This is a genomic window from Sorangium aterium, assembly GCF_028368935.1.
GTDB classification, from domain to species: domain Bacteria; phylum Myxococcota_A; class Polyangia; order Polyangiales; family Polyangiaceae; genus Sorangium; species Sorangium atrum.
Genome location: NZ_JAQNDK010000005.1, coordinates 74,910 through 89,406, shown reverse-complemented (window position 1 = coordinate 89,406; position 14,497 = coordinate 74,910). Strand labels below are relative to the sequence as shown.

General features: G+C 73.1%; 6 protein-coding genes. All 6 read right to left on the bottom strand.

Annotated elements, in window-relative coordinates:
• Positions 1 to 3: 3 nt before the first annotated feature.
• The 6 genes from POL72_RS38665 to POL72_RS38640 are packed head-to-tail and all read right to left on the bottom strand — an operon-like array spanning position 4 to position 14,086.
• Positions 4 to 1,038 (bottom strand): TauD/TfdA family dioxygenase, encoded by a 1,035-nt coding sequence (locus tag POL72_RS38665; RefSeq protein ID WP_272101873.1) that lies wholly within the window; start codon positions 1,036 to 1,038, stop codon positions 4 to 6.
• A complete protein-coding gene (locus tag POL72_RS38660) occupies positions 1,035 to 1,256 on the bottom strand; it encodes an MbtH family protein (protein WP_272101872.1) in 222 nt (73 codons plus the stop codon). The genes POL72_RS38665 and POL72_RS38660 overlap by 4 nt, the downstream gene beginning before the upstream one ends.
• Positions 1,257 to 1,288: 32 nt before the next feature.
• On the bottom strand, positions 1,289 to 3,673 hold the full coding sequence (locus POL72_RS38655) for a penicillin acylase family protein (protein ID WP_272101871.1): 2,385 nt from the start codon (positions 3,671 to 3,673) through the stop codon (positions 1,289 to 1,291).
• Positions 3,670 to 5,466, bottom strand: a complete 1,797-nt coding sequence (locus POL72_RS38650; protein ID WP_272101870.1) for a cyclic peptide export ABC transporter — start codon at positions 5,464 to 5,466, stop codon at positions 3,670 to 3,672. The genes POL72_RS38655 and POL72_RS38650 overlap by 4 nt, the downstream gene beginning before the upstream one ends.
• Positions 5,463 to 8,726 carry a type I polyketide synthase gene (locus POL72_RS38645; RefSeq protein WP_272101869.1) on the bottom strand — a complete coding sequence of 1,088 codons (3,264 nt, stop codon included), beginning with the start codon at positions 8,724 to 8,726 and terminating at the stop codon, positions 5,463 to 5,465. Before POL72_RS38645 ends, POL72_RS38650 begins: the two co-directional genes overlap by 4 nt.
• Positions 8,723 to 14,086, bottom strand: coding sequence for a non-ribosomal peptide synthetase (locus POL72_RS38640; RefSeq protein WP_272101868.1), 5,364 nt, complete (start codon positions 14,084 to 14,086; stop codon positions 8,723 to 8,725). The genes POL72_RS38645 and POL72_RS38640 overlap by 4 nt, the downstream gene beginning before the upstream one ends.
• Between the last annotated feature and the right edge of the window lie 411 nt (positions 14,087 to 14,497).

The window sequence follows — 14,497 nt, the reverse complement described above, 5'->3', positions numbered from 1 at the left end:
ACCTCAGGAGGCTTTGGCCCGGTACGGCTCGGCCATGGCTACAAGGACCTTGCGCGGGCCGCGGTAGGGCGCGCGCCCGTGGGCGACCAGCATGTTGTCCGCGAGGAGCACGTCCCCCTCTCGCCAGGCGAACTCCACGGCGAGCTGCCTGTACACCTCGCGGATCTCGTCGAGCGCGGCGCCCTCGATGGGCGATCCGTCTCCATACATGGCGTTGCGGGGCAGGTCTTCCTCGGCGAAGATCGAGAGGAGCGCCTCCCGCGCGGCCGGGTCCAGGTTGGAGACGTGGAACAGGTGAGCCTGGTTGAACCACACCTGCTCTCCGGTGCGCGGGTGGGTGGCCACGGCCTGGCACACCTGGCGTGTGCGCAGCTCGCCGTCGGCCTTCCACGCGCACTCGATGCCTGCCGCCTGGCAGAAGCGCTCGACCTCGGCCCGGTCGTCCGTGCCAAAGACCTTCTGCCACGGCAGGTCCAGGCCGTTCCCGTAGTTTCGGACGTACATCACCTTCTTCGCCGCGAACCGCTCCCGAATCGGGGCCGGGATGCGACGGAAGACCTCGCGGCTGTCCGCGATAGGCGTGCTCCCCCCCTCGGGCGCGGCCTGCGCGCAGTGAAACCAGATCTTGAGCGGCCAGTCGAGCGTGTACGACTGCTCGTTATGAAGGGGGATGTGCTGGTGAGCGGGGTACTCCGTCGACGTGTAGATCCTGTCCTGCACGTGGGAGCGCGGCGTCGACCCGAACGTGTAATCGAGGAGCTCCGGCGTCACGAGCCGGACGAAGGCGTGGAAGTCGGCGATCGATCGCACAGGGAAGCCGCGGAACAGCACCGCGCCGTGCCGGATCAGCTCCTCTTCCGCGCACGCCCGGATGGACGCGGCGAGCGCGGGCACGCTCGCCGCGTCGCCGCGGCCGAGCGGGCTCACGACGAGGGGCAGGGCGCTTCCCGGGAAGAACGATCGCGACAGGCCTGCCGCCTCGCTCCGCGCCGCGCCCTCGGGCGCCTCGCCCTGTGACAGAGCGCTCGAGGCGGTCACGACGGCCGGCCCTCGTCCATCTGCTTGCGCAGGCTGAGCGGCCGCATGTCGGTCCAGACCTCCTTGATGTGTTCGAGGCACTCGGCCTTCGTGCCGGTCTTGCCCGCGTCGCGCCACCCGAGGGGGTTTTCGCGGTACTCGGGCCATATCGAGTACTGCTCCTCGTGGTTCACGACGACTTTGTAAATGGTGTTGTCTTCGCGTTCATCGTTGGCCATGGACTCCTCCGTTTCGAGATGCGTTGATGACGTCAGCGGCGCTCGGGAACGAGCGTGATCGTGTGTTCGGCCGGCCCCGCCAGGAGCGGCAGCGGGCGCCCGTCGACCCAGGCGCGCTGCTGATCGCGGTAGTGGGGCGACCGCGGGTCGCCTGACTGGCCGGCCGGCATGTGCAGGATGCCGTCCTGCTCGTGGCCCGGCGAGACGACGAGCCGCTCGCTCGCGGCGACTGCGTGGACCGCCAGGCGCACGCAGAAGCCGCACCCCGCGAGCGGCTCGTCGGGCATGTTGAGGAGCGCGGCGAGCTCCGGGCTCGCGCCGAGCGGGTGCGCGATCCGCACCCGGCTCACCGCGCCCCACTCGAGCTGGTCGAGGGGCCGCCCGCCGTTCTCCTGCTTCACGGCGGTCACGGCCTTCTCCAGCGCCGCGAGGACGAACGCGTCCCATCCGCCCGCCGGCGCCGGCGCCAGATCGGCCGAGCGCGCGTGCGTGTCGAGGACGCGCTGGAGGGGCGTGTCGATGTCGGGCAGCGCGAGCTCGAGGTCCGGCTCCGCGGCGCGGTTCGGGCCGAGCCACGCGGCGAACACGTCGTCGGCCAGGACGCGCCGGAACCGCACAAGGAGCGGCAGCCCGACGCTGGACACGTCCGCCCGGCCGTCCCACGCGGCCACCGCGCGCCGCGCCTCGGCGAGCGCCGGCCGCTTCGACAGGGCCTCTCCGGTGAGCGCGCGCAGCGCGAGGTCGCGGTAGAAGGCGAAGAACTCGGCCCGCGTATCGAGCTGCAGCTGGAACAGGTCCGCCTCGGCGACCTGGCGCGCCTCGCGCAGGCGCTCGGTGATGCGGTAGGCGCGGTAGCCGTTCACGTAGTCGTGGCCGAGCACCGGCGCGCCCTCGCCGAGCGGCATGCGGTGGTTGGCGTTGACGATGAACCCCGACGGCGGATCGACGACGCGCGGCAACGTCGCGGGGGCCAGGTAGCCGTCCCAGCCGGCGCGCCCGTCGGCCCAGGAGACGCTGACCGAGCCGTCGAACCCGCGGCGCCGGGGCATGCGCCCTGTCACCGTCCACGCCACGCGGCCGGCTCGATCGGCCAGGAGGACGTTGCACCCGGGCCCGCCGGCGGCGCTCATCACGGCGACGGCATCGTCGACGCTCCGGACCCGATCCATCTCGAGGAGCCCGATGTCGACCCCCTCCGGATCGAGCGCCGTCCAGCGGATCGCGACAGGCGCTCCGAGGAGCGGCCGCGCCGCGACGGGCCCCCAGATCGTGCTGCGGACGGTGACGCTCGCGTCGGGCTCGCCGCGGACCTTGATCGTCTCCTGCGCGACGTCGAACCGCCTCCACCCGGAGGGCGTCCGGTACTCGCCCGGGCGCTCGGGGAGGGTCTCGATCCGCACGAGGTCCATCACGTCGCCGAGGAGGCTTGTCAGCCCCCAGGCGACATGGCGGTTCGTCCCCACGATGACCACGGGCACGCCGGGCAGCACCACGCCCGCGACCTCGCGCTCGCCGTAGCGGAGCTCGGCGCGATACCAGATGTTGGGCACGCCGAGCTGGAGGTGCATGTCGTTCGCGAGGATGGCGCGGCCGTCCCGCGTCCTCTTGCCGGCCACCGCCCAGCCGTTCGACCCGATCGGCGCCTCGCCGGCGTCCTCGCTGAGCACGCGTCGGCTCGGCGGGCGCTGATTCCGGCCCTGCGCCACCAGCGCTCGCAGCGCCTCGGCCGGCAGCGGCGGAGGCGCGGCGGCCTGCGCGCCGAGCAGCGACCTCGTGTACGGGTCGACGCTCTCGAGCAGGAAGGGCATCACGCCCTTCGGGAGGCTCTGTGTCAGGACCGTTTGCGTCCGCTCGATGTCCTCGCTCTCGCTGAGGGCGTTGAACATCCCCAGCACGACGAGGACGCTGTCCTCGGGGCGCCACGGCTCGGGCCGATAGCCCAGCTTCTGGAACTCGACGGGCAGCGCCTCTGCGCTCCGGAGGTACGCGTTGACGCCCTCGGCGTACGCGTCGAGCGCGGCGCGCTGGCTCTCCGGCAGGCGCGCGAGGATCGCCGCCGCGGCCTGCGGCACGCCGAACTGGCGCTGCCGGGTATCGGCCTCCAGCAGGCCGCGCCCGAGGATCTCCGCGAGCCGCCCGCCGCTGCTCCGGCGGAGCAGGTCCATCTGGAACATCCTGTCGCGCGCCGTGATCAGGCCGAGGGCGCGGAGCGCGTCCTGCCGGGAGGAGGCGCGGATCGTGGGGATCCCCAGCCGATCGGACGTGACGGTGACGGTGTCCTCCAGGCCGGACAGCGTCGTCGCGTTGCCGGCGCGCTGCGCCGGGGCTCGGGTCACGCCCGGGGCTCTCTCCGCGCAGCCGGCGGCCGCCAGCGAGACGAGCGCCGAGGCGAGGAGTGATCGAATGTCACGCTTCATGCTTCATGCTCCGTTGCTCTGATGGCCTCATGGCCGTTGGCGCTGGGCTCCAGCGCGGCCTGCCGCTCGACGGGGAGGCGGTGGATCTGCGCCGAGCGGACCCGACCGCCCTCGTCGGCGCGGGGGCTCGCGGCGTGCTCTCTCGGCGCCGATCGCGGCTCGGCGGCGGTCGCGGGCAGCTCCGACAGGCGGCCGAAGTCGAGCCGCAGGCAGCGATCCGCGAGCGCGAAGTACTGGTCGTCGTGCGTGATGACGAGGGCGGTCTTGCCCCTCGCCCGGAGCTCGGGGAGCAGCTCCGTGTAGAAGAACTTCCGGAACTGGGGATCCTGGTCGGACGCCCACTCGTCGAACACGTAGAACGGCCGGTCCTCGAGGTAGGCGGTGATGAGGGCGAGGCGCTTGCGCTGCCCCTGCGACAGCCCGGTCACGCGGAGGGCGCCCTGCTCGACGCGCACCCGGTGATCGAGCTGCAGCCGCTCGAGGTAGCGCCGGGCGCGCTCGTCGAGGTCGGGGCCGTTCAGGCCGAGCAGGTGCTCGAAGAGGTGGAAGTCCGCGAAGACGACCGAGAAGAGCTGCCGATACCGATCGCGGCTCGCGTCGTCGACGGCCGCGCCGTCGAGCCGGATCTCGCCGGACTCCGGCGCGTAGAGCCCGAGCAGCAGGAGGGACAGCGTCGTCTTGCCGCTGCCGTTGCCGCCGACGAGGTACACGATCTCGCCGGGCCGGAACGCCAGATCGATGGGCCCGAGCTGGAAGCTGCCTTCTTCCTTCTCCCGGTAATAGCGGTGCGTGACGCCGGCGAGCTCGATGCGCTCCCACGTCGCGCGCGCGCCCTCCGCGCCGCCTCCGCGCGGCGGCGCCGCGGCCTCGGGCGTCAGCGCGAGGCCGAGCTGGCTCGCCTTGTCGAGCGCGATGCTGGCGCGCCCGACGGACGGCAGCAGCTCGACGATCTGCGCGAACGGCGTCATCAGGAAGAGCATCGCCAGCACCACGCCGGAGCGCGCCGGCGTCGTCAGGCCTGCCCAGACGGGGAGGGCGAACAGGGCGATCCCGAGGACGGCGTAGAAGAGCAGCGTGCCCCAGCCCATCGCGACGGCGTATTCGGTCGTGCCCGCCACGAACGCCCGCTCGTACGTCGTGACGCTGCCGCCGAGGACATCGGACAGGAACGCCTTCCCGCGCCCGCGGTGCATCTTGAGCTCCTTGATCCCGCCCGTCAGCCCGCGGAAGTGCTGGAACAGGGCGTCGCTCGTCTCGCGGGCGAGCGTGAACGCGCGCATCGCGCGCCGCTGGTGCGTCCGGAAGAGCAGGGCGCCGAGCGCCATCGCGCCCAGCACGATCGCCAGCGCTGACCACGCGATCCGCCCGATATAGGCCAGGCAACCGAGGACGGTGGCCAGGTTGACGCACAGGAGGGGCAGGTGGATGTACGCCTGCGAGATCACGGCCGGATCGTCGTTGAGCGTCGCGAGCAGCCTGTGGGGGCCGACCTGCTCGATGTGGCGCAGCGGCGCTTCGAGGATGCGCTGGCTGAGCTGCACGCGGAGCTCGGCGATCAAGGCCTGTCCCAGCCGGGTCAGGAGCACCTGAGAGACGGCCCTGCTCAGCACGCCGGCGACGGCGAGCCCCGCGAAGGCCCACGCGAGCTGCGCCGCGGGGCGGTCGTCCGCGGAGAGCGCCTCGTGGACGAGCGCGATGACGCCCGCGGCCGCGAGGCCGCTGATCACGCCGGCGGCGACGGCGAGCAGGAGGGACCGGCGGGACCGGCGCAGGAGGAAGCCGAGCACGCTCACTTTCGTCCCTTCGCCTTCGAGCCGCCCGGCTCGCCGTCCGGGAGCGCCGGCGCCTTCGGGCCTCCGGCGCCGGGGAGCCGCCGCGCGGTCCGGGGCAGCGCGACCAGGGCCGGCTCGGGGCTCGCGGGCGCTTGCCCTCGGGCCTGCTGGACGCGCTCCACGAGCGCGGCCACGGTGGGCCGCTCGAGGAACTCGCGGAGCGACACCTCCACCTGGAACGTCTCGCGGACGCGGTTGAGGATCTGCAGGGCGAGGAGCGACTCGCCGCCGAGGTCGTAGAAGCTCTTCCCGGGGTCGACGCGCTCGATGCCGAACGCCCGCGCCCAGATGGCCGTCACCTGCGCCGTCACCGCGTCGGGCGACAGGCGCTCGGCAGCGCCGGCGGCCACCTCCTCGGCCGCGGAGGTCCCGACCGAGGTTGAGGTCGAGCCGGCCGAGGTTGAGCTCCCGACCGAGGTTGAGGTCCCGACCGAGGTTGAGGTCGAACCGACCGAGGTTGAGGTCCCGACCGAGGTTGAGGTCCCGACCGAGGTTGAGGTGGACCCGACCGAGGTTGAGGTCCCGACCGAGGTTGAGGTCGCCCCCCTGGCTCCGGGGCGCTCCAGCCAGTACCGCTTTCGCTCGAACGGCGTCGCCGGCAGCGCGACGCGCCGCCGGTGCCGCCCCGCCTGCAGGCCTGCCCAGTCCACCGCAGCGCCGGCCGCCCAGACCTGCCCCACCGCGTCGAGCAGCGCCGCCCCCGCCGCGCCCTGGTGTGCAGGCTCGCGCCCCATGGGCATCGACGCGAGCGACAGCGACTCCCCCGCGAGCTGCCGGCTCAGCGCTGTGAGCGTCTGCCCCGGCCCCACCTCCAGAAAGATCCGCTCCGACTTCTCCCGCAGCGTCCGCACGCCATCGGCGAAGCGGACCGTGCTGCGGAGGTGCCGGACCCAGTACTCGCGGTCCTGCGCGTCGGCCGCCGTGATCCACGTCCCGGTGACGTTCGAGATCCACGGGATGCGCGGCGTCCGCAGCGTGACCCTGCCCACTGCCTCGCGGAACGCCGCGAGGGCGCCGTCCATCAGGTGCGAGTGGAAGGCCCGCCCCGTGCGCAGCCGGCGCGCCTCGATCCTCAGGCCCGCGAGCTCCTGCTCGACCCGCTGGATCGCCGCCGCCCTTCCGGACAGCACGCACTGCCGCGGCCCGTTGACGGCGGCCAGCGCCACCTCGTCGCCGAGCCATCCCGCGACCTCCGCCTCGGCCGCGGACACAGCGAGCATCGCGCCGTCCGGCGTCGCCTCCATCAGCCGCCCCCGCGCCGCCACCAGCGCCACGGCGTCCTCGAGCGACAGGCACCCCGCGATGCAGGCGGCCACGTACTCGCCCACGCTGTGCCCGAGCATCGCGTCGGGCGTCACGCCCCACGCCATCCACAGCCGGGCGAGCGCGTACTCCACGACGAACAGCGCCGGCTGCGTCATCGACGTCCGATCGAGGCGCCGCGCGGCCTCCTCGACGTCCGCGGGCGCCGGGAACAGCAGCGTCCGGAGGTCCGTGCCCAGGTGGCGCTGCAGCAGCGAAGCGCAGGCGTCGACCTCGGCCCGGAACACGGGCTCCGTCTCGTAGAGATCGCGGCCCATGTCGGGGCGCTGGGTGCCCTGCCCGGGGAACAGGAACGCGATCGCCCGCGGTCCGGCCGCCGGCCCGCCCGCGCGCACCGCGTCGCTGCGATCGCGCAGCGCGCGCGCTGCCTCCTCGCGCGAGCGGCACACCACCGCGCGGCGGTGGCCGAACGCCCGGCGCCCGAGCTGCTGCGTGAACGCCACGTCGCCGAGCTCGAGATCGGCGTGGGTCTCCAGGTGCTCCGCGAGCGCGTCGGTCAGGCGCTCGAGCGACGCGCTCGACCGGGCCGACAGCACGAGCAGCTCGCACGCCCGGGGCGCGTCCGCCTCCGGCGGGGGCGGCGCCTCTTCGAGGACGACGTGCGCGTTCGTGCCGCCGATGCCGAAGGAGCTCACGCCGGCGCGGCGCGGGGCGCCTGGGGTCGACCAGGCCGTGAGCTCGGCGGCCACGCGGAAGGGGCTGTTCTCCAGGTCGAGCGCGGGGTTCGGCGCGCGGAAGTGCAGGCTCGGCGGGATGCGCCCGCGGGCCACGGCGAGCGCCGCCTTGATCAGCCCGGTGACCCCCGCTGCCGCGTCCAGGTGCCCGACGTTGGTCTTCACCGAGCCGATCGCGCAGAAGCCCTTCCGATCGGTCGTCGCGCGGAAGACCTGGGTCAGCGCCGCGATCTCGATCGGATCGCCGAGCGGCGTCCCGGTGCCGTGCGCCTCTACGTACGTGATGGAGCCCGCGTCCACGCCCGCGGCCGCGTGCGCCGCGCGGATCGCGCGCGCCTGCCCGTCGATGCGCGGCGCGGTGTACCCGACCTTGGCCCGGCCGTCGTTGTTGACGGCCGATCCCTTGATGACCGCGACGATCGCGTCCCGATCCGCGATGGCGTCGTCGAGCCGCTTCAGGAGGACCACGCCGACGCCGCTGCCGCCGACGGTGCCGCGGGCGCCGGCGTCGAACGCGCGGCAGTGCCCGTCGGGCGACGCGATCGCGCCTTCCTGGTAGAGGTACCCGCTCTTCTGCGGGACGCTGACGGAGGCGCCGCCCGCCAGCGCCAGATCGCAGTCGCCGGTGAGCAGCCCCTGGCAGGCCAGGTGCACGGCGACGAGCGACGTGGAGCAGGCCGTCTGCACGGCGATGCTCGGCCCTTCCAGGTTCAGCTTGTACGACACGCGGGTCGTGAGGAAGTCCTTGTCGAGCGCGAGGAGCGCCGCGATGTCGGCCGCCGATTGCAGGCGCGGCCCGTCGGGGAAGAGGTGGGGCAGGTACCCGCTCAGGCTCGATCCGGCGTAGACGCCGACCGGGCCGCCCGCGCGCTCGGGGTCGATCCCGGCGCTCTCGAACGCCTCCCACGCGCACTCCAAGAACAGCCGGTGCTGCGGATCCAGCGCCGCGGCCTCGCGCGGCGTGAACCCGAAGAGCTCCGCGTCGAACAGCTCGATGTCGTCGAGCACCGCGCGCGCCCGCACGTACTCGGGCCGCGCGATCAGCGCGGGATCCACGCCCGCGCCGAGGAGCTCCTCGTCGGTGAGGATCGAGACGGACTCGACCCCCGCGCAGAGGTTTCGCCAGAACGCCGCCACGTCCGGCGCGCCCGGGAAGCGCCCGGCCATGCCGATGATCGCGATGTCCAGACCCGGGCGGGGCTCGCCGCTGATCGGTGCTGTCATTTCTTGGTCTCCAGTCCGCCGCGCCGCCGCGCGAAGATCTCCCCGCGCCGCTGCTGCGCGGCCCTCGCCCGCTCGCCGTCCGGCGCTCCGCCCTGCGGCGCCGCCTCGGCGCCGGGATCCCGGCTCAACGCCGCCGCGAGCGAGGCGATCGTCGGGTGCTGGAACAGGACCAGCAGCCGCAGATCACGGTCCACCGTGTCGCGCAGCCGGCTGTGGACCTTGGCCAGCAAGAGCGAGTGTCCGCCAAGATCGAAGAAGTTGTCGTGAATGCCGACCTGCGGGACCGACAGCACCTCTCGCCAGATCGCCGCGAGCGTGCGCTCCAGCTCGGTGCGCGGCGGCGTCGTGTCCCTGGCGGTCGCGACGAGCGCCTCCGGCGGCGGCAGCGCGCGCCGGTCCACCTTGCCGTTCTGCGAGAGCGGCAATCGCTCCAGCACGAGGATCGGCGCCGGCACCATGTAGCCCGGGAGCGCCTTTGCGGCCCACGCCCGCAGCGCCTCCGGCTCCGGCGCCGTCCCGTCTCGCCCCGTCACGTAGCCGACGAGTCGCCTGTTGCCCGGCGAGTCCTCCCGCGCCACCACCACGGCCTCGCGCACGCCCTCGTGCTGCATCAGCACGCTCTCGATCTCGCCGAGCTCGATCCGGTATCCGCGGATCTTCACCTGGTGGTCGAGCCGGCCCAGGTACTCCAGCGTCCCGTCCCCTCGCCACCGGCACGCGTCGCCTGTGCGGTACAGCCGCGCTCCCGCCTCCGCGCGGAACGGGTCTGGCACGAACCGCTCCGCCGTCAGCGCAGGGCGGTTCAGGTACCCGCGCGCCACCCCTGCTCCTCCGATGTACAGCTCGCCGGAGACGCCCACGGGCACGGGCTCGAGCTTCCGGTCGAGCACGTAAAGCTGCGTGTTGGCGATGGGCCGGCCGATCGGCACCGAGGCCGCGTCTCCCTCGCCGCGACCCGCCTCATGGATGCAGCAGCCGACCACCGTCTCGGTCGGCCCGTACTCGTTGATCAGCCGCGTCTCGGGCGCGTTCTGCTGCCAGAACTGCAGCGTCGACCCGCTCAGCGCCTCTCCTCCGATCACGAACGCCCGTGTGCGCTGCGCCGCCTCTTCCGGCCTGACGAGGTGGTTGAGCACCGCCAGGTGCGCGGGCGTCAGCTTCACCAGGCTCAGGCCCTGTTGCTCGCACAGCGCCCGGGCCAGGCCCTCGCCTTCCACCTCGCCTGCCAGGATCACCCGGCCGCCCGCGAGCAGCGGCGCGTACAGCCCCGTGATCGTCAGATCGAACCCGATCGACGAGTGCACGAGCGCGCCTTGCCCCTCCGACACCCGGTACGCCTCCACGCACCAGCTCAGGTAATTGACAAGGCCCCGGTGCGGGATCATCACCCCCTTCGGTTTGCCCGTCGAACCCGATGTGTAGATCACGTACGCCAGGCACTCCGGCGTTCCCCGGCGCTCCGGATTGCCGCCCGGCGCTCGCTCGATGGTCTCTCGCTGCGTGTCCAGGCACAGCGTCCTGGCCCCTCGCCCTTCCAGCCTCGCCGCGAGGTGCTGTTGCGTGAGCAGCACCGGCGCGCCGGTGTCCTCCACAATGAACTGGAGTCGATCGTCGGGGTAACTCGGGTCGAGCGGCACGTACGCGCCTCCCGCCTTGAGCACGCCCAGCATGCCCACCACCATGTCGATCGACCGCTCCACGCAGAGCCCCACCGGCACCTCGGGCCCCACGCCGAGCGACCGGAGGTGATGCGCGAGCTGGTTCGCTCGCCGGTTCAGCTCTCGGTAGGTCAGCGTTTCTGCGCCGGACACCACCGCCGCCGCCTCCGGCGTCCTCTCGACCTGCGCCTCGATCAGCTCATGGGCGCAGCGATCCAGCGGCGCCTCGGCGTCCGTGGCGTTCCACCCGATCACGAGCTGCTCCCGCTCGGCCGCGTCCATCACCGGCAGATCGGCCAGGCGGACCTCGGGCCCGGCGGCGAGCCCGTCGAGGATCGCGAGCAGGTGCCGCGCCATCCGCGCGGCCGTGGCGCGATCGAAGAGATCGCTGTTGTACTCCCACGCTCCTCGCGCACCCCCCTGCGCGTCCAGGGTGAGGCTGAGCGTCAGATCGAACTGGGCCGTGCCTGTGTCCACCCGCTGCACGCCGATCGACAGGCCCGGGATCTCCGGCGCCTGCTCGGGCGCGGGATCCATGGCGATCATCACGTTGAACAGCGGCGTGTGGCTGAGGTTCCGCTCGAGCGAGAGCGCCTCGAGGACGCGCTCGAACGGCGCCTCCTGGTGCGCCTGCCCCTCGAGGACCGCCGCGCGGACGCGCGCGAGGAGCTCGGTGACGCCGGGGTTCCCCGAGAGGTCGACCCGCAGCGCCAGCGTGTTGAGCAGGCACCCGACGACGCCCTCCAGCGCCGCCCGCGGCCGCGCCGTGACCGGCGTCCCGATGCACACGTCGCTCTGGCCCGTGTACCTGTGCAGCAGCGAGAAGAGCCCCGCCGCCACGATCGTGAACAGCGTCGCGCCCGTCCGCCGCCCGAGCGCGCTCAGCCGCGCCACGAGCTCCGGTGACAGCGCGAGCTCCTCGCGCGCCCCAGCGTAGGTCTGGACTGGAGGCCTCGGTCGATCGGTGGGGAGCTCGAGGGGAGGCACAGGCCCCTTCAGCCGGTCGCGCCAGTACGAGAGCTCCCGTTCGCGCGCCGCCGCCCGTTCGTTCTGGCGCTGCCACAGCGCGTGATCCGCCTGCTGCAGCGCGAGCGGCGCGAGCGCCGGGGACCGCCCTGCGGCGAAGGCGCCATAGAGCAGGGAGAGCTCCCGCAGGAGCACGTTCATCGACCAGCCGTCCGCGATGAGGTGATGGCAAGTGACCGAGAGCACGTGCTCTTGGTCGCCCGTGCGGACGAGCGTCCAGCGCACGGGCGGCGCCTCGGCGAGGTCGAACGCGCGCCGCGCCTCCTCGCGCAGGCGCCTTTGCAGCGCGGACTCCCGCGCTTCGTCTGCAAGAGCGCTCATGTCCTCCCGCGGCAGCGCGACCGGCGCGGGCGGCGCGATCCTCTGGACGGGCCTCCCTTCGACGGAGGGAAAGCTCGTGCGGAGGGCCTCGTGGCGCGCCGCGAGCGCCGTCACCGCCTTCTCGAGCGCCCCCGCGTCGAGGGCCCCGGCGAGCCGCACGGCCGCCGCGATGTGATAGACCGGCGCCCCCGCGACCAGCTGCTCCAGGAACCAGAGGCGCTCCTGCACGAGGGACAGCGGCAGCCGCTCCGGCCGCTCCATCGGCGCTACCGGCGCGCTCCCGCCCGCCGCGCCGCCCGCGGGCGCGCCGGCCTGCTTCGCCTCGATCCACGCCGCGAGCGCCGCGACCGTCGCCGACTCGAAGAGTTGCGCCGGCCCCACGTCGATGCCGAGCGCCTCGCTCACCCGGCCGCTCACCTGCATGGCCCGCAGCGAATCGCCGCCCAGGCTCAGGAACTCCTCACTCCGGCCGACCCGCGCGCGCCCCAGCACCTCGGCCCAGATGCCTGCCAGCGTCGTCTCCAGCGCCGTTTGCGGCGGCTCCGCGCTCTCGGCCTCGGCGCCCGCGTGCGCCCCGACCGCCGACTGCCACACCGCGTCCAGCGATCCCTCCAGGAACCGGCCGCGGCACGCCCTCCGCTGCACCTTGCCGCTCGTGGTCCGCGGCAGGCTCCCCGGCTTGATGAGCACCACCGCGTGGACCGCGACCTCGTGCCGATCGGCCACGGCGCGCTCGATCGCCGCCCCGAGCTCCGCCGGCTCCGCCGGCCCCGACGCGGGCGCGCGCCGCCCGAGCTCCTGGACGATGACGATGCGCTCCTCGCCGTCGACGTCCACCGAGAACGCCGCGCCCCCGCCGGCGCGGAGGCCCGGGTGGCTCTCCTCCGCGGTGAGCTCGATGTCCTGCGGGTAGAGGTTCCGCCCGCGGACGATGATCAGGTCCTTGAGCCGGCCCGTCACGTACAGCTCGCCGCGCGAGAAGAACCCGAGATCGCCGGTCCGCAGGAACGGCCCTCCTCCCGTCGAGAGCCGGGCCTCGAACGTCAGCGCCGTCTCCTCCGGCCGCTCCCAGTAGCCCTGGGCCACGCTCGCACCGGCGACCCAGATCTCCCCGACGCGCTCGTCCTTGCAGGGCCTGAGCGTCTCTGGATCGACGATCCGCACCTCGTCGCCCGCGGGTGATCCCCCGCAGCCCACGAGGGAGACGCCGTCCTCTGGCCTGCGCGGCTCGAACGCCGCGTATCCCTGCGCCAGACCCGCGCGGTCGACGGAGCGCACGACGGGCGGCGCATCGGCCGCTCCGCCGGTCACGAGCAGCGTCGCCTCGGCCAGCCCGTAGCAGGGATAGAACGCGCCGCGCCGGAACCCTGCAGGCGCGAACGCCTCGGCGAAGCGGTCGAGCGTCGCTGCCCGGATCGGCTCGGCCCCGTTGAAGGCCACCTTCCATGAGCCGAGATCGAGCCCTTCCCGCTGCTCCGGGGGGATCTTGCGGATGCACAGCTCGTAGGCGAAGTTCGGCCCGCCGCTCGTCGTGGCCCGGTAGCGGGAGATCGCCTCCAGCCATCGCCGCGGCCTCATCAGGAAGTGCTCGGGCGCGAGCTGGATGCACGGCACGCCCACGTAGAGCGGCTGCAGGATGTTGCCGATGAGCCCCATGTCGTGGTGCGGCGGCAGCCACCCGACGATCACGCTCTCCTCGGTGTGCGCGAACGCGCGCTGGATCATCAGCTCGTTGCGCAGCAGGTTGCCGTGCGTGAGCACCACGCCCTTGGGCGTGCCGGTCGAGCCCGATGTGTACTGGAGGAACGCCACGGTCTCGGCCGTCACGCGCGGCGCTCGCCACGCGTCTTCCTGGCCGTCCCGGATCGTGTCGACGGCCATGCAGCGCAGGTGGCTCAGCTCGGCGAAGCTCGGGTCGTCGCGGAGCATCGTCACCGCGCCAAGGAACGCCTCGGTGGTGAGCACGACGCTCGGCCGGCAGTCGCGCACGATGGCCAGCACGCGCATCAGCCCGCTCTTGCGCTGCGGCAGCGGGACCGGCACCGCGACGAGCCCCGCGTAGAGGCAGCCGAAGAAGGCGGCGATGAAGTCGAGCCCCGGCGGCACCAGCAGGAGCGCGCGGTCACCCGCCCGCGCGCCGGCCTGGAGCTCCGCGGCGAGCGCGCGCGCCCGCCGATCGAGATCGCCGTACGTCATCGCGCGGGCGTCCGCCTCCCCGTCGACAAGGAAGGTGGTCGCGTGCCCTGACGGGCGCTGCTCCGCGCGGCGCTCGAGGAGCGCGACAAGCGTCGCAGGCTCGTTTGCGCCACCGCCGCGATCGCTGATCGCACGCCCAGGGGATCGGTTCGACTCCATCGCCACCTCAGCTCCAGACCGAAAAAGAAAGCCCGGTGAAAAGCAGTCGCGTTCACCAGGCCCTGGGCTTCGAGCCTGCTGACGCAGAGCGTCGCGAGCTCGAAATGCCTGACGGCTCCCTCAGCGACCGCGACACGCGCCTGTCGACGTGCTGATGAAAATGAAAATGATGATCAAGTTCTCGGAGGCGGTTGTATGGAATACCGATCCGACCGGTGTCAAGGCAAAAACCGACAACGGCCTGCGAGGATGCGCAACGAGGGCGAGCGGAGCGGCGGACGGGGTCCGGCTCCGGGTGCGCCGAGGAAGGCTGGCGGGGGGTGGCCGAACGGGGAGCGGTCCGGTCCAGCGGGGTGCTCCGGGTCCACCTCGGAGGGAGCAGGTCACGGCCCGGAGGCGCACGGAGAATCC

What these genes read in the sequence shown, in the direction of transcription:
- POL72_RS38660 (WP_272101872.1), bottom strand. Translation starts at nt 1,256, where the DNA reads ATGGCCAACGATGAACGCGAAGACAACACCATTTACAAAGTCGTCGTG.
- POL72_RS38655 (WP_272101871.1), bottom strand. Translation starts at nt 3,673, where the DNA reads ATGAAGCGTGACATTCGATCACTCCTCGCCTCGGCGCTCGTCTCGCTG.
- POL72_RS38645 (WP_272101869.1), bottom strand. Translation starts at nt 8,726, where the DNA reads ATGACAGCACCGATCAGCGGCGAGCCCCGCCCGGGTCTGGACATCGCG.
- POL72_RS38640 (WP_272101868.1), bottom strand. Translation starts at nt 14,086, where the DNA reads ATGGAGTCGAACCGATCCCCTGGGCGTGCGATCAGCGATCGCGGCGGT.